This window comes from Amycolatopsis jejuensis (genome assembly GCF_000717335.1).
Classification (GTDB): domain Bacteria; phylum Actinomycetota; class Actinomycetes; order Mycobacteriales; family Pseudonocardiaceae; genus Amycolatopsis; species Amycolatopsis jejuensis.
In genome coordinates this window covers 218053-235206 of record NZ_JNYZ01000012.1, presented here as the reverse complement: position 1 = coordinate 235206, position 17154 = coordinate 218053, and the positions used below count along the sequence as shown (strand labels likewise).

At 69.9% G+C, this 17154-nt stretch carries 18 protein-coding genes; 6 read left to right on the top strand and 12 right to left on the bottom strand.

What is annotated here, in order from left to right:
• Nucleotides 1–84: 84 nt before the first annotated feature.
• Nucleotides 85–1005, bottom strand: a complete 921-nt coding sequence (locus OO71_RS18545; protein WP_051791691.1) for an ABC transporter substrate-binding protein — start codon at nucleotides 1003–1005, stop codon at nucleotides 85–87.
• Nucleotides 1006–1156: 151 nt separating this feature from the next.
• Here OO71_RS18545 and OO71_RS18540 point away from each other — a divergent pair, with 151 nt between their 5' ends.
• Together OO71_RS18540 and OO71_RS18535 are read left to right on the top strand one after the other, a co-directional pair.
• Nucleotides 1157–1840 carry an ABC transporter permease gene (locus OO71_RS18540; protein ID WP_033291303.1) on the top strand — a complete coding sequence of 228 codons (684 nt, stop codon included), beginning with the start codon at nucleotides 1157–1159 and terminating at the stop codon, nucleotides 1838–1840.
• Nucleotides 1837–2550 (top strand): ABC transporter permease, encoded by a 714-nt coding sequence (locus OO71_RS18535; protein ID WP_033291046.1) that lies wholly within the window; start codon nucleotides 1837–1839, stop codon nucleotides 2548–2550. The genes OO71_RS18540 and OO71_RS18535 overlap by 4 nt, the downstream gene beginning before the upstream one ends.
• A 4-nt stretch (nucleotides 2551–2554) precedes the next feature.
• On the opposite strand, the gene OO71_RS18530 is transcribed toward OO71_RS18535, so the two are convergent.
• The 5 genes from OO71_RS18530 to OO71_RS18510 form a co-directional block, all read right to left on the bottom strand.
• Nucleotides 2555–3928: an aromatic amino acid lyase gene (locus OO71_RS18530; protein ID WP_033291045.1), complete on the bottom strand. Its 1374-nt coding sequence runs from the start codon at nucleotides 3926–3928 to the stop codon at nucleotides 2555–2557.
• A 9-nt stretch (nucleotides 3929–3937) separates the two neighbouring features.
• A complete protein-coding gene (locus tag OO71_RS18525; protein ID WP_033291044.1) occupies nucleotides 3938–4474 on the bottom strand; it encodes a YbaK/EbsC family protein in 537 nt (178 codons plus the stop codon).
• A 31-nt stretch (nucleotides 4475–4505) separates the two neighbouring features.
• Nucleotides 4506–4799 (bottom strand): DUF2516 family protein, encoded by a 294-nt coding sequence (locus OO71_RS18520; RefSeq protein ID WP_033291043.1) that lies wholly within the window; start codon nucleotides 4797–4799, stop codon nucleotides 4506–4508.
• Nucleotides 4800–5434: 635 nt separating this feature from the next.
• The gene (locus OO71_RS18515) at nucleotides 5435–6109 is read right to left on the bottom strand and encodes a hypothetical protein (protein WP_033291042.1); all 675 of its coding nucleotides are present in this window, start codon (nucleotides 6107–6109) and stop codon (nucleotides 5435–5437) included.
• A complete protein-coding gene (locus tag OO71_RS18510; RefSeq protein ID WP_033291041.1) occupies nucleotides 6106–6507 on the bottom strand; it encodes a helix-turn-helix domain-containing protein in 402 nt (133 codons plus the stop codon). Before OO71_RS18510 ends, OO71_RS18515 begins: the two co-directional genes overlap by 4 nt.
• A gap of 141 nt (nucleotides 6508–6648) precedes the next feature.
• On the opposite strand from OO71_RS18510, the gene OO71_RS18505 reads away from it, so the two are divergent.
• Nucleotides 6649–7797: a methyltransferase domain-containing protein gene (locus OO71_RS18505; protein ID WP_033291040.1), complete on the top strand. Its 1149-nt coding sequence runs from the start codon at nucleotides 6649–6651 to the stop codon at nucleotides 7795–7797.
• A gap of 4 nt (nucleotides 7798–7801) precedes the next feature.
• Here OO71_RS18505 and OO71_RS18500 read toward each other — a convergent pair whose 3' ends face one another.
• Both OO71_RS18500 and OO71_RS18495 read right to left on the bottom strand, forming a co-directional pair.
• Nucleotides 7802–10261: an ABC transporter permease gene (locus OO71_RS18500; RefSeq protein ID WP_033291039.1), complete on the bottom strand. Its 2460-nt coding sequence runs from the start codon at nucleotides 10259–10261 to the stop codon at nucleotides 7802–7804.
• A complete protein-coding gene (locus tag OO71_RS18495; RefSeq protein WP_033291302.1) occupies nucleotides 10261–11004 on the bottom strand; it encodes an ABC transporter ATP-binding protein in 744 nt (247 codons plus the stop codon). The genes OO71_RS18500 and OO71_RS18495 overlap by 1 nt, the downstream gene beginning before the upstream one ends.
• Nucleotides 11005–11124: 120 nt before the next feature.
• Between OO71_RS18495 and OO71_RS18490 the strand changes: the two genes are divergently transcribed.
• Nucleotides 11125–12276, top strand: coding sequence for a sensor histidine kinase (locus OO71_RS18490; protein ID WP_033291038.1), 1152 nt, complete (start codon nucleotides 11125–11127; stop codon nucleotides 12274–12276).
• Nucleotides 12277–12282: 6 nt separating this feature from the next.
• The gene (locus tag OO71_RS18485) at nucleotides 12283–12942 is read left to right on the top strand and encodes a response regulator transcription factor (protein ID WP_033291037.1); all 660 of its coding nucleotides are present in this window, start codon (nucleotides 12283–12285) and stop codon (nucleotides 12940–12942) included.
• A gap of 385 nt (nucleotides 12943–13327) precedes the next feature.
• Here the strand turns inward: OO71_RS18485 and OO71_RS18480 are convergent, their stop codons facing one another.
• Genes OO71_RS18480 through OO71_RS18470 form a run of 3 tightly spaced genes read right to left on the bottom strand, consistent with a single transcriptional unit; the run spans nucleotide 13328 to nucleotide 14759 of the window.
• Complete coding sequence (locus tag OO71_RS18480; RefSeq protein ID WP_033291301.1) at nucleotides 13328–13969, bottom strand: P-loop nucleotide/nucleoside kinase family protein; 642 nt, start codon at nucleotides 13967–13969, stop codon at nucleotides 13328–13330.
• 10 nt (nucleotides 13970–13979) lie between these two features.
• On the bottom strand, nucleotides 13980–14360 hold the full coding sequence (locus tag OO71_RS18475) for a TFIIB-type zinc ribbon-containing protein (protein WP_084145025.1): 381 nt from the start codon (nucleotides 14358–14360) through the stop codon (nucleotides 13980–13982).
• 33 nt (nucleotides 14361–14393) lie between these two features.
• Nucleotides 14394–14759 carry a VOC family protein gene (locus OO71_RS18470; protein ID WP_033291035.1) on the bottom strand — a complete coding sequence of 122 codons (366 nt, stop codon included), beginning with the start codon at nucleotides 14757–14759 and terminating at the stop codon, nucleotides 14394–14396.
• A gap of 92 nt (nucleotides 14760–14851) precedes the next feature.
• On the opposite strand from OO71_RS18470, the gene OO71_RS18465 reads away from it, so the two are divergent.
• Complete coding sequence (locus OO71_RS18465; RefSeq protein WP_033291034.1) at nucleotides 14852–15319, top strand: CGNR zinc finger domain-containing protein; 468 nt, start codon at nucleotides 14852–14854, stop codon at nucleotides 15317–15319.
• A gap of 524 nt (nucleotides 15320–15843) precedes the next feature.
• Here the strand turns inward: OO71_RS18465 and OO71_RS18460 are convergent.
• Nucleotides 15844–17142, bottom strand: coding sequence for a DUF445 domain-containing protein (locus OO71_RS18460; protein WP_033291033.1), 1299 nt, complete (start codon nucleotides 17140–17142; stop codon nucleotides 15844–15846).
• Between the last annotated feature and the right edge of the window lie 12 nt (nucleotides 17143–17154).

Below are 17154 nucleotides of genomic sequence, written 5' to 3'. Positions count from 1 at the left end.
GGTTTCCGCCACCGCCACCTTTGCACACGGCCGAGGTGGGTGTTCGCGCTGGTCAGCATCCGCACGAACACCCCCTCGGGAACGTCAGCCGAGACCCTGCTGCTTCAGCCAGTCCTTCGCGACCGCGGCCGCCTGCTCGCCATCGGAGTCGACGCGCTTGTTCAGCTCCCGCATCCCGTCCGTGGTGAGTTTCGCGCTGACCGCATTGACCGCATTCGCGAAGTCCGCCCCGCGTTCGTCGAGCACCTTCTTGGTCACCGCGGGCACCACGTTCTCGGTGGGCACGATGGTGAGATCGTCCTTGAGCGCGACGTACTGCGGGTCACCGACCAGCGGGCTCACCGAATCGACCGGAATCACCGTGACCGCGCCGGAATTGAGCTGCTGCACGCGCGGCCCGGCCTCCTGCACGGTCTGGAAAGTCGCATTCGTGAGCTTGTACACGTCTTTGAAGCCCTGGAAGCACGGCAGCCGTTTCTCGCATTCCGGCGGACCGGCCATCACGACCTTGTCGAGCTTCTTCAGGTCACTGATCGACGCGATGCCCTTCGACTTCGCGACGTCGGCCTTCATGATGTAGGTGTTCTTGTCCTCGGCCGCTGCATAGTTCAGCAGCGAAATACCGGACGGCTCGAAGAGCTTGGCCAGCTGATCGTGCTCACCGGCCGCGTCCTTCACCGCGTCCTTGCCGAAGCCGGTGGTGATGGCCGCACCCTGATATTCGGGCAGGAACTGCAGCTCACCCGACTTGAGCGACGGGTAGATCAGCTCCCGCGAGCCGAGGTTGAGCTTGCGGGTGACCGGATAGCCCTTGGCCTCCAGCGCACCGGCGTAGATCTCGGCGAGGATCTGGCTGTCGGTGAAGTTGAACGAGGCGACGACGATCGGCGCGCCGCCCTTGCTCTGCGCGGCGGGCTGGTCGCTGCCGCCGCCCCCACACGCAGTCAGGCCGAGCGCGGCCGCCGCCACCAGCACGGCCGCTCGGATGTTCCGGGTCCAGCGCACGTGTCCCCACACTCCCTCAGTTCACGGGTCACAGTGGAAGGGACCCTAACCGCGACCACCGACAGAAACCACAGATCGCGAATCGGCACCAGCGATTCCCGAACCGCGGAATGCCGCCGCCTGATCGGGGTAGCCTCGTCCGGTGCCTGCGTTGTCGGTGACCCCGCTGCTCGCCGAGAGCAGCCGTCCGATCTTCGAATGGCGATGGGTCGAGCGCAACGCGGACGCCATCGTGCAGCGGCTCGGCGAACACGTCGCGCTCACCGCCGCCGCGCTCGGCATCGGTCTGGTGCTCTCGCTCGCGCTGGCCACGCTGTGCCTGCGCTACCGCTGGTTCTACCCGCTCGTGCTGGGCACCGCGGGCGCGCTGTACGTGATCCCGAGCCTCGGCGCGTTCGCGCTGCTGGTGCCGTTCTTCGGGCTGTCGTTCACCACCGCGGTGATCCCGCTGGCCACGTACACGCTGCTGATCCTGATCCGCAACATCGTCACCGGCGTACAGCAGGTACCTACTGAGGTGCGCGAGGCGGCGGTCGGGATGGGCTTCACGCGGCGGCGGCTGTTGTGGCAGGTGGAGCTGCCGCTCGCGCTGCCGGTGGTGGTCGCGGGGCTGCGGGTGGCCGCGGTGACCACGATCGGCCTCGTCACCGTCACGTCGCTGCTCGGAATGGGCGGGCTCGGGTACTTCATCCGCGCCGGCATCCAGACCACCACCCCGAACCCGAGCCCGATCATCGTCGGGATCGTGCTGTCGATCGTCCTGGCCGTGGTCGTCGACCTCCTGCTGTGGCTGGGCGAACGCGCGCTGGCCCCGTGGGCGAGGAGGACGCGATGAGCTTCTTCGCCCAGCTGAGCCAATGGCTGGCCGATCCGAACCGCTGGAGCTGGAGCGATCCGGCCGGAATTCCGTACCGCACCGTGCAGCATCTGTGGTTCTCGGCGCTGTCACTGGTGGTCGCGGCGGTGCTCACGGTGCCGCTGGCGCTGTGGCTCGCGCACTACCGGCGCGGCGCGTTCCTGGCGAGCAGCGCGGTGAACATCGGCCGCGCCATCCCCAGCTTCGGGCTGATCATCCTGTTCTGGTTCCTGGCCAGCCGATGGGGCGCGAACACGGATTTCTGGCCGCTGCTGCTGGCGCTCGTCGCGCTGGCGCTGCCGCCGCTGTTCACCAATACGTACGCCGGGGTCGTGCAGCTCGACCAGGAGGTCGTCGACGCTGCGCGCGGCACCGGCTACCGCGAGTGGCAGATCATGCTGCGCGTGGAACTGCCGCTGGCGTCCCCGGTGATCGTGGCCGGGGCGCGGGTGGCGTTCCTGCAGCTGGTCGCGACGGTGGCGATCGGCGCGATCGTCAACGACGGCGGCGGGCTCGGCCGGTACATCGTGGACGGTTTCGCCCTCGGCGCACAGGGCTACGGCGAGATTTTCGGCGGCGGGGTGGCGGTGGTGATCCTGGCGCTGGTGTGCGAAGGGATTTTCGCCCTGCTGACCAGGTGGACGACGCCGAAGGGGCTGGTGTTGCAACGGGCCCGCCGGGAATCGTGACTGATTACCCCGAGGCCCGGCAATGCGCGGCGAGCCGGTCCACTTCCGGACCCAGCGCGCGGTCTACCGCCATCGGGGGTATTTGCTCCGCCAGCCAGGCATAGGTTTCGGCCAGGTTCGGCGCACCTGGGCCCTTTGCCAGGTAACGCGCCTGCCGTCCGGCGATCAGCTCGCACGCGGTGATCACGAAGAAGTGCCCGATCGCGGTTTCGAGGTCGGCACCTGCCGCGGTCGCAAACGCTTGCACGTCCTCCTGGCCGCCGGACGTGTCGAGTGAGCCGAGCGTCGCCGGCGCGGCCAGGCGGCGCATCGCGTGCAGTTCCCCGGCCGCACGTTTGTGCAGCGGGGTCAGCCCGGCCTGCGGACCCGGGTCGACGGCGAGCTGCGGCGGCAGGCCGCTGAACTGCGGGTCGAGGAGCCGGTGCAGGCGCTGGACGGAGACCTCCGCCGCGTGCACCAGCGCGGCCTTCACCGCGTCCATCCGGAGGCCGAGCGCGGCGGCGTGGTAGCCGGTGGTGGGGACGAAGCTGCCGTCGAGAAAGGACGGTGAGTCACTCGGCGTGTCCCACGATTCCTGCAGGGTGTGCGCCAAATCCGTCCGGGTCCGGTCGACGAACGCGAGCACCTCCGGACCGACGCGCACCGAGATTGGCGCCTGCACGACCGGCCGCTCGGTGGCGCCCGCGATGAGGTCGCGGAACTTCGGGTCGCGGTAAATCGCTTGCGGCGCACCGAGAACGTCGACGACAATGGCCGCACACATCATTTGCCAGGACACCAGCCGACGTACCAGATTTCCGCATACCCACGCGTACGCCTCGGCCAGTGGCGACCCCTGAATCAGGCTCGCGCCTTCCTTCGGCCCGAGCACGTACGGCTGGGCGCCGCGACGAGCCAGCGCGTCGGCGGCGTCGGTCAGCACGCCGTCTTCGAGCACGGACCCGATCCCGGTGAAGGTCTGGAACGCATGCGCCAGCGGGATGATCTCGCCTGCGCTGCCGAGACTGTCGCGCGGCACGGCCGGGCGGAAGCCGTCGTTGAGCCGGTCGGCGAGGAACGTGACCAGCTCGGCGCTCACCGCGGCGTCACCGCGGAGGAAGCCGCGCAACCGTATGAGCAGCAACGCCCGCGTCAACTCCGCCGAGAGCCACGGCGGCCCGCCGACCGCCCGGCCGACCAGGAGGTTGCGCTGGTGCTCGGCCTGCTGCTGCGGAGTGAGCCGGACCCCCGCGAGACGGCCCATCCCGGTGTTGACGCCGTAGACGGGTTCGCCGTTTTCCAGCGCGGCCAGCATCGCGACCCGCTGCCGGCGCACCCGGGCGAGCAGCTCGGGAGCGAGTTCGATCGGGCCGTCGCGGAGCAGGTCCGGCGTGTCCACTATGGACAGTCAGCGCGCGAGGCCGTCGATGACCTCGGCATTCGGCAGCCCGGCAAGCGTGGCGCCGGAGATCAGCAGTTTGCTCCCGCGGATCCCGCTGCCGACCACCAGCTCCGGCGAATCGGCGACCGCCTGGTCGATCAGGATCGGCCAGTCCGCAGGCAACCCGACGGGGGTGATGCCGCCGTACTCCATGCCGGTGAGCGCAACCGCCTCGTCCATCGGGGCGAACGACGCCTTACGCACGTCGAGGCGGCGTTTGATCACGCCATTGACATCCGCGCGGGTGGTGGCAAGCACGAGCGCGGCGGCAAACCGCACCTCGCCGGCCCGCTTCCCGGCGACGACGACACAGTTCGCCGACGCACCGAGCGGCGAGCCGTACGCCTCGCAGAACGCGGCGGTGTCGGCAAGTTCGGGATCGATTTCGGCGACGCCAACGCCGTCCAGCGCGGCAAGCGCTTTCGCGACGGGTTCGGCGAGCAGGTCAGTGCGGGTGGCTGCGGGAACGACGGTGAGGCTTCCGGCAATGGTCCAGGTGGTCACCCGGCCGAATGTAATCCGCCCGCGGCAGCGGTCACCAGTTGCGGTGCCCGCGCTGGACCTCGATGAGCCGCGGCCGCACGTCGACGATGTACACGAGCGCCGCCGCCATCGCCGGCACCCAGAAGATGAACCCGGGCCCGCCGATCTCGAAGAGCACCAGCGCGAGCGTGGACCCACCGGTGATCAACATCCAGATGGGTTTGGTCTTGCGGTCGGCAGCCGAGTACGCGTCGGCCCGCTGCAGCAGCGCGTGAACGAAGGCGAAGAGCCCGACCAAGGCGCTGCCCCAGTGGATGACCCTGAGGATCCAATCGGCAACCAGCACGAATCCAGCTTACGGCAAACCGCCCACGACGCCCGAACCCCCGGACCACCCCTGCCGCGTCCGGCGGGCTGGTCAGGCCGCTGACGCAACGCACCAGGGTGACTCCGGTCACCCCGGCATGACGCAGCGCACAGCTCGCCCTCGCACGGCACAGCGCACAGCTCACCTCGGCATGACACCGCGCACAGCTCACCCGGCACGACGCAGCGCGCGGCTCGCCCTCGCACGGCACAGCGCACGGCTCACCCCGGCACGACACAGCGCGCGGCCCACCCCGCACAACACAGCGCACGGCGACCGGGAGCCTGAGCTACCCGGCCGCCGTGCGACCCCTCGGTCTTCACTTGCCGCCTTCGGCGAAACCGGCGCGAACCGGCCGCCGTGCACCCCGCCAGCGGGGTGGCCTTCACTTCCCTGGGCGAAGCCTGCCCACCGCGGCGGCCTGGGGGTTCATCGTCCAGTGCGAACCACCCGCAGGCCGCGGAGCTGCCTTATCGGGCGAAGCCCGGGGCGAACCGACCACCCACCGCGGCGAGTTGACGTCCTTCGCCCAGGGCCAACCACGACTGTCTTACTTCTCCGCCTTCAGCACAGCCGACTTCCTTACTTCTCCGCCTTCAGCGCAGCCAGCTTCCTTACTTCTCCGCCTTCGGCGCAGCCGGCTTCTTCGCGTTCGCCGTCGTGGTGCGGCGGGTGGTCGACGGGGACTTCGGCGCGGTGCGGTTGGCTGCCTTGCGGGCCACCGACCGGGTCTCGTGCGCGACGTTCTCGCCGATCTCCTCGACCGCGTCCGCCGCCTCGCCGGCCACCTCGGTCACCTTGCGGGCGGCCTTCTCCCCGGCGGAACGGGTGCGCTTGGTGACCTTGGCCAGCACGCCGTCGACGCGCTCGCGGGTCTCGCCGGCCAGGCCGTCCACGCGCTCCTGCGCGGAGGTCAGCGCGTCCTCCAGCTGTTCGAGGGCCTTCTTGACCTGCGGCTGCGCGGCGATCTTGTCCCACGCCTGCTCGCCGGACTCGGCCAGCTTGTTGTACAGCTTGAGCGCGGCCTCGGTGTACTCGTCGATGGCCTTGCGCAGCTCGGCCGGGTCGAGCTTCTCGCGGAGGCTCTCGACGTCGGTCGGCAGCTCCTCGAAGCCCTTGCGGGCGGCCTCGGTGTTCTTGGTGACGTTGGCGCGGGCCTTGGCGACCGCGTCGGTCACGGCCTGGCTCGCCAGGTTGCCTGCGCCGAGCGCGGCGAGCAGCGGGGTGCGGACCTGGTCGAGCGCGGTGCTGACGGCCTTGCGGACGTCCTCGGTCTTGGGGGTGGTCATGCCGACTCCTCAGTGGTCTCTCGGGTGTCTCGGGTATCTGTCTTGGGGGTTCCGGCCGCGTTCTCGCGCCGGAAGGACTCGTAGACGTCGAGCAGGACCTGCTTCTGCCGCTCGGTCAGCTCGGCGTCGGCGCGGATCGCATCGCCGACCGGGCCGCCCGTGGGCAGGTCGAGAATTCCCGCCTGCACGTAGAGCGCCTCGGCCGAAATGCGCAGGCCCTTGGCGATCTGCTGGAGGATCTCCGCGCTGGGTTTGCGGACCCCGCGCTCGATCTGGCTCAGGTACGGATTGGACACTCCGGCGAGTTTCGACAGCTGGCGCAACGAAATCTTCGCCGAACTGCGCTGCTGGCGGATGTACTCGCCGATGTCGGAAGCGATGTCCGCGACCTTCTCCATGGGGCGCTGTGCTCCGCCGGGTTCTGTCATCCGGTCACCTCCTCGCGACCTACTCGAGAGTACGCTTGCCTGCTAGCTATTGCAAGCACCCTGCTTGCAACCATCGGGTGTGGTTCCGCTCACGCGGGCTACCGTGGGGGGATGCGGTCGCAGCGGCTGCGCCGGCGCCTGGTCCGGCAGCTCGTCGCGGAGGACGTCCTGCACGAGCAACCCTGGGTGCAGGCCTTCGCGACGGTGCCCCGGCACGTCTTCCTGCCGCGGTTCTTCGTACCCGCGGGCGGGCAGTGGGCGGCAGTCGACCGCAGCGACCCCGGCTGGCTGGAGCGCGTCTACTCGCGCGACGTCCTCGTGACCCAGCTCGACGACGACCCGTCGCGATGGGAGCTCGCCCGCGCCACCGGGAGCGTCCCCGGCACGCCGACCAGCTCGTCGAGCATGCCCGCCATCATGGCGATCATGCTGGAGGAACTGCAGGTCCGCGACGGTGATCAGGTACTGGAGATCGGCACCGGAACCGGGTATAACGCGGGTTTGCTGTGCCACCGCTGCGGTTCCGGTTCGGTGTCCACAGTGGACATCGACCCGGGGCTGACCGCCGCCGCCCGCGAACGGCTGTCGACCTGCGGGTACGCGCCCACCTGCGCCACCGGCGACGGCGCGCTCGGTTTCCCCACCGGAATCCTCTTCGACCGCGTGCTGTGCACGGCCTCGGTGTCGACGATTCCCCTTGCCTGGCTTGCCCAAACGGTACCTGGCGGCCTCGTGGTGACAACGCTGAACCGTCCACTGGGCGGCGGCCTGGTCCGCCTGATCGTAGGAGAGGACGGCACCGCCGAAGGCCGCATCCTGCCCCGCGACGGCCGCTTCATGCCCCTGCGCGCCCACCGCCTGCCACCGCATCCGGCCCACCTGCCCGAACCGTCCGATGTGGACTGGCGGCCGACCGGGCTGTCGATGTCGGAAATCCTGAAACCCCGGCGGCACTTCGAGTTCTTCGCTTCGCTGGAGCTGCCGGACATCCACCCGGTCCGCATCGAACCGGACGGCACGTTCGCCCTGTCCCATCCCGATGGCTCGTGGGCCCGCACCCGCCGCACGGATTCGGGGGTGGAGGTGGCCCAGGGCGGCCCGCGAGCTCTGTGGGACCTGGCCGAGCAAGCCCACCACCGCTGGGACTCGCTCGGCAGGCCGGACCGCTCCCACTTCGGCTTGACGGTCCGCGGTGACGAGCAGACTTTATGGCTGGACAACCCGGAAACCGGCCTGCGGTGGCCATTGGGCGGGACCTGATCGGCTACTCGGTGTCAGTGTGGATCGCGGTCAAGATCGGAATCCGGGCAGCCGTCCGGGCGGGCCACAGTGCCGCCAGAATCCCGATCACCACGGTCATCAGCACGAAGATGCCCAGCTGCGCCCACGGCATCACCAGCGGAAGCCCCTTCATGCTGAGTACCCCCGCCGCGCCGAGGGCGCATCCGGCGAACAGCCCGATCACCGCGCCGAGCATCGAGGTGATCACCGATTCCCCCCGCAGCACCGATCCGACCTGCCGTCGGCCGAGTCCGACCGCGCGCAGCAGCCCGATCTCACGCACCCGCTCCATAGTGGACATCGTCATGGTGTTCACCACGCCGAGCGCGCCGATCAGCACCGACACACTGAGCAGCGCGTACAGGATGGTGAGGAAGGATTCCGCCTGGCTGCTCGCCGCCTCGGCGGCCTCGGCCTTGGTCTGCACCGTCAGCACGGGGTTCGCGAGCGCCTGCTGGATCTGCTTCCGCAGCGCACCCGGATCCTGTCCCGGCCCGGCTTTCACCAGGATCGACTGCGGAGACGCCGCTTCCGGAACGCGCTGCACCGGGATCAGCGCCTTCAGCCCGGCGGACTCCGGCGCGTCGTAGATCGCCACGACCGGCACCGACACCGGCCGATCGGCCGCGCCCAGCACCTGGATCGGCCCGGACACCTCGGAGCCGACCTTGAGGTCGTACTCCCGCGCCGTCGCGGTCGAGACCGCGATGCCGTCGGCCAGCCGGTCGAGTGAGCCCTCCGTGACCGTCAGCCGCAGGAATTCCTTGACACTGCCCGGATCCACGGCCGTCAGGTTGAGGTACTTGCGCTCCGCCAGCTTGATCGACACCGGCGTGAGCGGACTGACCGCGCGCACGCCGGGTACCTTCGCGATGTCGGCAGTGGTGCCGGAGCTGAGATCCGCGAAGGCGACCGCGGTGACAGTGACGTCGGCCTTGTCGCCGGTCTTGACGTCCTTCGCGTCCTTCGCAGCGACGGACGCGATCCCTACGGTGACCGCAGCACAGACGGCCAGCCCGATCATCAGCGACGCCGCGGTGGCCGCAGTCCGGCGTGGGCTGCGGCGGATGTTCTCCACGGCCAGCGTGCCGCGCACCCCGTAAAGCCTGGTCAGCGGGCCGCGCAGCAGCTTGGTCAAGCCGAGGCTCAGCCAGGGGGTCAGCACGATCAGGCCGACCACGAACAATGGCGCGCCCAGGTAAAGCAGATCCTGCGTCTCGGTCCCGGCCGCCGTGGTCACCGCGCCGAGCAGGCAGACCAGCACCCCGATGAGGTTCCGGCGGCGCAACGACTTCGCGGTCGGCGCCAGCCCGGCCCGCAGCGCCGCGATCGGTGGGACGGCAGCCGCGCGCCGTGCCGGTACGTACGCGGCGATCATGGTCACGCCGACCCCGACGCCTAATGCGGCGGCCACCGCGCCGGCGCTGAACACCTGCAGCGGCACACCGGGCCCGTTGACCACGGAGAACCCGCGGTTGAGCAAGTGGGCCACGCCGATCCCGAGTGCGTAGCCGAGCGCCGTCGCGACGACCCCGAGCACGGCGGCTTCGGCGAGCACGCTCCGCAGCACGTACCTCCGCGTCGCGCCGACCGCGCGGAGCAGCGCGTTCTCCCTGGCGCGGGCCGCGGCGAGCATGGTGAACATGTTCGCCACCAGGAAAACCGCGACGAACAGTGCCACGGCCGCGAACAGCAGGAGGATAGTGGTGAGCTTGTCATCGGCCGGAGCGGAGTTGAGCGCGGCCCCCGTCCGGGCGTCGAACGTGTCCGGCAGCGTGGCGCGCACGCTCGTGGCGACCGCATCCTGGCTGACGCCGGGCTTGGCCACGAGATCGACCGCCGTGTACCCGCCCGGCGTCGGGCTGAACTGTGCGCTGGCGGTCTTGAGGTCGAACGCGACGAGCGCGCCGCCCCCGGCGAGCCGGGCGTCTTCGGCGGCGAAGACACCGGTGAGCTTCACCTGGCGGACGACGCCGTTGACGATCACCCGCACCTGGTCGCCGACCTGGTAACCCGCGCGCTGGGCAGTGAACTCGTCGAGCGCGACCTGGTACTGGCCGACGGGTGCCTGCCCGGAGCGCAGCGGGTAGCGGCCGGGGTCGTAGCTGACGCCGCCGGCCCGCTCGGGCCGTCCGACGATCGCCCCGTCCTTGCCGACGAGAAAGGCACGCCCGTCGGCGATCGGCCGGACCTGCGCGACCCCCGGGACCGCGCGGAGCTGCCGGACGACGTCGTCGCCGAGCGGGGTGTCCAGATGAGAAGGCTGCACATTGACCGCGACGTCGGACTGTGCGCGGGCTTGGGCGCGCTCCACCGAGGTCCGGACCGCGGCGCCGTAGAGCAGCGACCCGACGACGAACGCGACGCCGAGCACCACCCCGAGCGTGGGCAGCAGTACCCGCGCCCGGTGCGCGACGATCGACCGGAAGGCCTGCCGGAACATCAGCGCACCGCCTGCGGCTCGAACCGGCGCATGCGGTCCAGCACCCGGCCGGGCGTCGGCTGCCGCATCTCGTCGACCAGCCTGCCGTCGGCAAGGAAGAGGACCCGGTCGGCGTAACCGGCAGCGATCGGGTCGTGCGTCACCATGAGCACGGTCTGCCGCCATTCCCGGGCGCACCGCTGCAGCAGGCCGAGGATCTGCCCGCCGGAGCGGGAGTCGAGGTTCCCGGTGGGTTCGTCCGCGGCGACGATCTCCGGCCGGGTGATCAGCGCCCGCGCACACGCGACGCGCTGCTGCTGGCCGCCGGAGAGCTGCGCGGGCCGGTGCCCGAGCCGGTCGCGCAGACCCGTCGCCGTGATGACCTGGCCTGCCCAGGCCTGGTCGGGCTTCCGGCCGGAGAGCGACAACGGCAGGATGATGTTCTCCCACGCGCTCAGCGTCGGCAGCAGGTTGAAGGACTGGAAGACGAAACCGATCTTCTCGCGGCGCACGCGCGTGAGCTTCTCGTCGTCCAGCGAGCCGAGGTCGACCCCCGCGATGCTCGCCTTCCCCGAGGTGGGCTTGTCGAGCCCGGCGAGGCAGTGCAGAAAGGTCGACTTGCCCGAGCCCGACGGGCCCATGATCGCGGTGAACTCGCCGCGCCGGAAGCCGGCAGTCACCCCGGTCAGCGCGACCACGGCGGCATCGCCCTCACCGTAGACCTTGCCGAGCTCTGCCACCTCGGCCACCGTTCGTTCGTTCATGATCGCCATGCTCGCGCGGGAGGCAGGGTGAGCGGTTCAACCGAATTGACGAGTGGTTCGGCGTCCGCTCCGCCGAAGGGATGAGGACCGGCGCGGGAGAACTGTCCTAACGTGACAGTCATGCTGGCGATGATCGGAAGAACGTCATGGGTGCCACGCCTACTGGTCGTCCTCGGCGTGCTGGCCGCGGGGATCGTGGTGTTCGAGAGCCTGAGCGCGGAAACCGTGGCGACCGGGGCCGGTCTGCTGATCTGCGGCCTGCTTTCGCTGGCAGTGCTGGCGATGCCCGCGGTGCGCACGTCGATGGTCGCCGGAGTGGCCGTCGTCTCGATCGTGTTCACGCTGCTGGTCCAGGCACTGCCAAATGGTCTGGACAACACGTTCGGCGCGGTGGAACTGGTCGCATTGGCCTGGCTGTCCGCGAGGTCGGTCATCGAGCTGCGGCCGAGGCGCTCGGTGCTGGTGGTGCCGCTGCTGTTTGTCGCGGTCGTGGCCCTGCCGACGCGCTGCTTCACGCTGGGGCGCCCGATGCTCGACGACATGGTGATGGTCCTCGGCTTCGGCATGCCGCTGGTGATCCTGCTCGGGATGTACCTGCGCCTGCACGACCAGCGCCGCATCGACGCCGGCGAACTCGCCAAGCAGGCGCAGCGCCTCGCCTACGCCCGCGATCTGCACGACTTCGTCGCCCACCACGTGACCGCGATCGTCGCGCAGACCCAGGCGGTCCGCTTCACCTCGATGGCCGGTCAGCGGCCGAGCACCGAAGCGCTGGACGAGATGCTGGCCGGGATCGAAAAGGCAGGCTCGCAGGCACTCGCGTCGATGCGGGGGATGATCGTGGTGCTGCGCAACGACGAACCGGCACCGGCCCGCGCGACGCTGGGCGAGACGATCGCGGAACCGGCCGGGCAGTTCGCGGGCCCGCCGGTCACCACCCACCTCGACGGCGACCTCGCCACGACCCGGCTGGCCCTGCACGTGCTCGACGCGGCACACCACGTCGTCCAGGAATCGCTCACCAACGTCCTGCGCCACGCGGGCGGCGCCACGGCAGTCGAGGTACGCGCCCGCACGCTTCCCGGCGAGCGCATGGAGATCGCGGTGACCGACGACGGAGTGTCCACATCGGACACCTCCGGCGGCGGTTTCGGCTTGGTGGGCCTCGGCGAACGCGTCGAGGCCGCAGGCGGCACCCTGAGCGCGGGGCCGGTCGACGGCGGCTGGCGGGTGACCGCGGTCCTGCCGCTGACGCCGGCCCTGCCATCATGATCGGCCATGAGCATCCGCGTACTGATCGCCGACGACCAGGAGATGATGCGCTCGGCGTTCCGGATGATCCTGGACTCCCAGCCGGACATGGAGGTCGTCGCCTCGGTCGGGGACGGCCGCGCCGCGGTCGACGAAGCCCGCCGTCTCCGCCCGGAGGTGTGCCTGCTCGACATCAGGATGCCCAAGCTCGACGGGCTTGAGGTAACCCGCCTGCTCGCCGGCCCTGGCGTGCCGAACCCGCTCAACGTCCTGATCGCGACGACGTTCGATCTGGACGAGTACGTGTACCGGGCGCTGCGCAACGGGTCCTGCGGGTTCCTGCTGAAGGACATGTCACCCGCGCTGCTCGTCGAAGCGGTACGCGCGGCAGCGGCAGGCGCGACACTGATCGCACCGACGGTCACCACCCGGCTGTTGTCACGCTTCGCGCTGGATCGTTCGGACGCAACCACCCCGGAGACAGCGCCGACCGAGCCGCTGACCGACCGGGAGATCGACGTGGTGCGCCGGATGGCGCAAGGCCGGACGAACAGCGAGATCGCGACGGACCTGTACGTGACACAGGCAACGGTCAAGACGCACCTGGCGAACGTGCAGCGGAAGCTGGGGGTGCGAAACCGGGTGGCAATAGCCGCTTGGGCTTGGCGGACGGGGTTGTGCTCTTAGGGGAACTGCGGAGTGGCTCGGGTGGCGCGGTTGCCGATGCAGCGTTTCCGGTCCTGGTCGGTGTTTCCGGGTCGGCTCAGCGTTCCCGGTCCTGGTCGGCGGTTCTGGTCCGGCGCGGCGGTTCTGGTCCTGGTCGGCGGTTCTGGTCCGGCGCGGCGGTTCTGGTCCTGGTCGGCGGTTCGAGGTCGGCGCGGCGTTTCCGGTCCTGGTCGGCGGTTCGAGGTCGGCGCGGCGTTCCCGGTCCTGGTCGCCGTTTCCGGGTCGGCTCGGCGTTTCCGCCCTGCTCGGCGGGTCCGGCTCGGCGCTCCCCCGGTCCAGATCGGCGTTTCCGGTCTGGCTCGCGGTTTCCGGTCCCCGTTTCCGGTCCGGCCGAGGTCGGCCCCGCTCAGCTGGTTCCCGGGCCGGATTCGGGCGTCTCTCCGATCCCGGCCCGAACCCACCGCGCGACCGCCGCCACGACGTCGTCCACCGCGGCCTCCGTCGTGTCGATGCACTCGACCTGCCCCCGGAGCCACCGGTTGAACTCCAGCATTTCCGCGATCCGCGGCTCGTCCCACTCGCGCCACGCGGGGCGGGCGCGGAGCCGTCGGCCGAGGGTTTCGCCGTCGGCGACGAGGGCGAGGTAATGCACGTCCGAGAAGAACACGCGCTCCGGCAACGGTTCCAGCTCCTGCGGCGCGACCGTCCCGCACAACACCACCGGACGGCCGTTCTGGTGCAGCATCGCGGCCATCCGCAGCCAGGCAGCGCGAAACGCCGGGTGCCCTGGCTCGTCGTCACGCAGCGCGCCGGTCCACAGCACGTCCTGCTCGAGTACGACGGCCTCTCCCGCCAGCTGCTGCGCCAGCTTCGGGCCGACCGTCGACTTGCCCGCCGCGCTCGGCCCGGTCAGCGCGAACAACGGCAGCCGCCGGAACGGCCACCGATGTCCGCACTCCACACACCGCAAGTTGTCCCCAGCTGCCTGTGGACAACTTGCGCGATCTCCACAGGACGGGCAGATCCGCAGGTCGAGCGCGACCGGCAAGGTGGACAACTCAGTCGAAGAGGTTTTCGAGGAAGCTGCGCTTGCGGTGTCCCCCATGCCCACCGTGTCCCCCGTGCCCGCCGTAGGGACGCGGCGAATCGCCGTACCCGCCGCGGTACGGGCGGGGCGAATCCGCATGGCCACCGCGGTACGGCCGCGGCGAGTCCGAATATCCGCCCCGGTACGGCCGGGGAGAGTCGGGACGGCCCTGGTGCGTTGCGGATCCGCCGTACGGTGGCGGTTGCTGCCCGTAGTAGGCATTTTCCGCGCCGACGATCCGCTCCAGCTCGCCGCGGTCGAGGAAGATGCCGCGGCAGCCGTCGCACTGCTCGATGTGGACACCGTTCTTGTCGACCGTGCGCATCACGTTCTGACACTTCGGACAAATCACGCGACCGAGACTACGCGGATCCGCGCTGACGTGTCAGCAAGCGCACAGACAGAACGGGTGCCCGGCCGGGTCGGCGTACACGCGGAACGTGTCCGGCGAATCGTCGAGCAGCTTCGCACCCAGGTCGAGAACGCGCTGGTGAGCGGCTTCGAGATCGGTGACGTCGAGGTCGAGGTGCGCCTGCTGCGGCACATCCTGCGACGGCCATTCGGGCGCGCGATAACCGGGTACCCGCTGGAACTCGAGCCGGCCACCGGCCGGGATGCGGAGGGTGGCCCAGTGCCCGTCGGGAGCGATCTCGGGTTCGGCAAGGTCGAGGACGGACCGGTAGAAACCGGCGAGCGCCGCCGGGTCTGGGCAGTCGATCGCGACGCTGCCGAACGTCGGAATTGCACCCATTTTCGCGGTCTCCCTTCGATCACGTAACCAGTGATGGGAGTATGCGGGTTAGCAGGCCAGGTCGCAACCGGTATCGCCCGTACACTGGTGCAGTGCACACCGACGCTTCCCTGGTGGTCGCCTTTCTCAACACCGTCGACATCGAACGGGGCGACGACCTGCTGGACGATCCGGAGCTCTGGCGCCACTGGGCCGCGGACCACGGCGTAACGCCGAACGACCCGGCCGAAGCCCGCGCCGCGCGAGACAGCCTGCGCGCCGCGGTGGGCGATCCGCGGCTGCCCGCGACCTCGCTGGACGTGCCGCTCCGCTTCGCACTCACCGACACCGGCCCGACCCTGCTCACCCCCGACGCCGTCACCGCAGTCCTCGCCGCCACCACAAGACTGTCCATCCGCGGCGACTGGGTCCGGGTGAAGATCTGCCCCGCGGACGACTGCCTGTGGACCTTCTACGACGAATCCCGCAACCGCTCCCGCACGTGGTGCTCGATGCGCGTATGCGGCAACCGCGAGAAGGCCCGCTCCTGGCGAGCCCGAACGGCAGCTGTCCACAACTGACCCCCTGTGGACAACCTGTCCCCAGGACCCACATGTACGCGCGCAGATGGCCGGGATCCCCACAGGTTGTGGACAGTGATTAGGCCAACACCGTGAATTCCTGTGGATAACCCGGGGGATAACTCAGCTTCCTGTGGACAACTGGTTTAGCCGGGGCGCGGCTGTGGTATAGGACGCGGCGCATCCGGACGACCACCCCCCGTACCCGGCAGCGGGGCGGGAATTCGTCCTCTGACCAGCCATCCGTCGGCCAGGCAACCGAGGCACCCGGCGGCCCGCAACACCCGGCAGCCCGCTTGCCCGCGGACCCACCCCGACCAGCCACCCCCGGCGAGGCAGCCCACTCACCTGGCAACCCAGCCACCGCAAGCAACCTGCCCACGCAACCCGCCGCCCCGGCCACCGCAGGGCCGCCCACGCAACCCGCCGCCCAGCCGACCCGGCCCGCCCAATCAGCCACCCCAGGGCCACACAACCCACCCCGGCACCGAATCCGCCAACCCACCCTCGTCCGAACCGCAAGGTCAGAAGAGCAGCTGCGCCACCGCGTAGATCACCAGCCCGGCCAGTGCGCCCACCACCGTGCCGTTGATGCGGATGAACTGCAGATCCCGGCCGACCTGCAGTTCGATCTTCCGCGACGTCTCCTCCGCGTCCCACCGTTCGACCGTGTCCGTGATGATCGTCGTGATCTCGCGCGAGTAGTTGCTCACCAGGTAGACCGCCGCGCTCTCGACCCAGCCGTCGACCTTCGTGGTCATCGACGGGTCCTCCACCAGCCGCGTCCCCAGCGATTCGAGGCCCGCGCGCACGCGGCGGCGCAGTTCGCTCGACGGGTCTTCCGCGGCGTTGAGCAGCATCTCCTTCGCCGTCGCCCACGCGTTGCTGATCAGCTTCTGCACCTCTTCGTGGTGCACGATCTGGCCCTTGACCTGCTCGGCGCGTTCCATCGTCTTCGGGTCCGTCTGCAGGTCCTGCGCGAACTCGCCGAGGAACTTGTCGAGCGCCAACCGCATCGGGTGGTTGACGTCGGTCTTGACCGCCCACGCAAACGTCAGGACCTCGCCGTACACCTTGTCCGCCAGCATTTCGTCCACGAACTTCGGCGACCAGGTCGGCGCGCGGTCGGACACCACGCGCAGCATCGTCTGGTGGTTGTCGCGGACCCACTCGTACGCGCGGTCGCACATCAGGTCCACGAGCTTGTGGTGCGCGCCGTCCTCGAAAACGCCCGCCAGGATCTTGCCGAGCGGTGGGCCCCACGGCCGGTCGATCACGCGCTTGACCACGGCTTGTTCCATGATCGCCTGCACGTCCTCGTCGCGGAGCACGGTGACCGCACCGCGCACGACCGTCGCCAGCTCCGACGTCACCCGTTCCGCGTTCTCCCGCTGCGCCAGCCAGCCGCCGAGCCGCCGGGCGATGCCGACGCGGTTCAGCTTGTCGCGGATGACGTCGGCGGAGAGGAAGTTCGACCCGACGAAGTCGCCGAGGCTGTTCCCGAGCTGGTTTTTCTTGTTCGGGATGATCGCCGTGTGCGGAATCCGCAGGCCGAGCGGATGCCGGAACAGCGCGGTGACGGCGAACCAGTCCGCGAGCGCGCCGACCATGCCTGCTTCGGCCGCGGCCCGCACGTACCCGACCCAGCCGGGCCAGCCTGCCGACTCCGCCCAGCTCGTGAGAAGGAAGACGACCGTCGCGCCGACCAGGAAGGACAGCGCGACCAGCTTCATCTTGCGCAGGCCGGCCCGTTTGGCCTCGTCGCCGGCCGTACCGCCGGGCGGATCCGCGGGCGTGACCTTCGCAGGGGTGAGTTGCTCCACGACGCCATTGTC

Bases quoted from the DNA above. Each gene is read 5' to 3' on its own strand.
- OO71_RS18505 (WP_033291040.1), top strand. From the start codon at position 6,649: ATGCGGTCGCAGCGGCTGCGCCGGCGCCTGGTCCGGCAGCTCGTCGCG.
- OO71_RS18470 (WP_033291035.1), bottom strand. From the start codon at position 14,759: ATGGGTGCAATTCCGACGTTCGGCAGCGTCGCGATCGACTGCCCAGAC.
- OO71_RS18485 (WP_033291037.1), top strand. From the start codon at position 12,283: ATGAGCATCCGCGTACTGATCGCCGACGACCAGGAGATGATGCGCTCG.
- OO71_RS18510 (WP_033291041.1), bottom strand. From the start codon at position 6,507: ATGGAGAAGGTCGCGGACATCGCTTCCGACATCGGCGAGTACATCCGC.
- OO71_RS18490 (WP_033291038.1), top strand. From the start codon at position 11,125: ATGCTGGCGATGATCGGAAGAACGTCATGGGTGCCACGCCTACTGGTC.
- OO71_RS18495 (WP_033291302.1), bottom strand. From the start codon at position 11,004: ATGAACGAACGAACGGTGGCCGAGGTGGCAGAGCTCGGCAAGGTCTAC.
- OO71_RS18515 (WP_033291042.1), bottom strand. From the start codon at position 6,109: ATGACCACCCCCAAGACCGAGGACGTCCGCAAGGCCGTCAGCACCGCG.
- OO71_RS18535 (WP_033291046.1), top strand. From the start codon at position 1,837: ATGAGCTTCTTCGCCCAGCTGAGCCAATGGCTGGCCGATCCGAACCGC.
- OO71_RS18500 (WP_033291039.1), bottom strand. From the start codon at position 10,261: ATGTTCCGGCAGGCCTTCCGGTCGATCGTCGCGCACCGGGCGCGGGTA.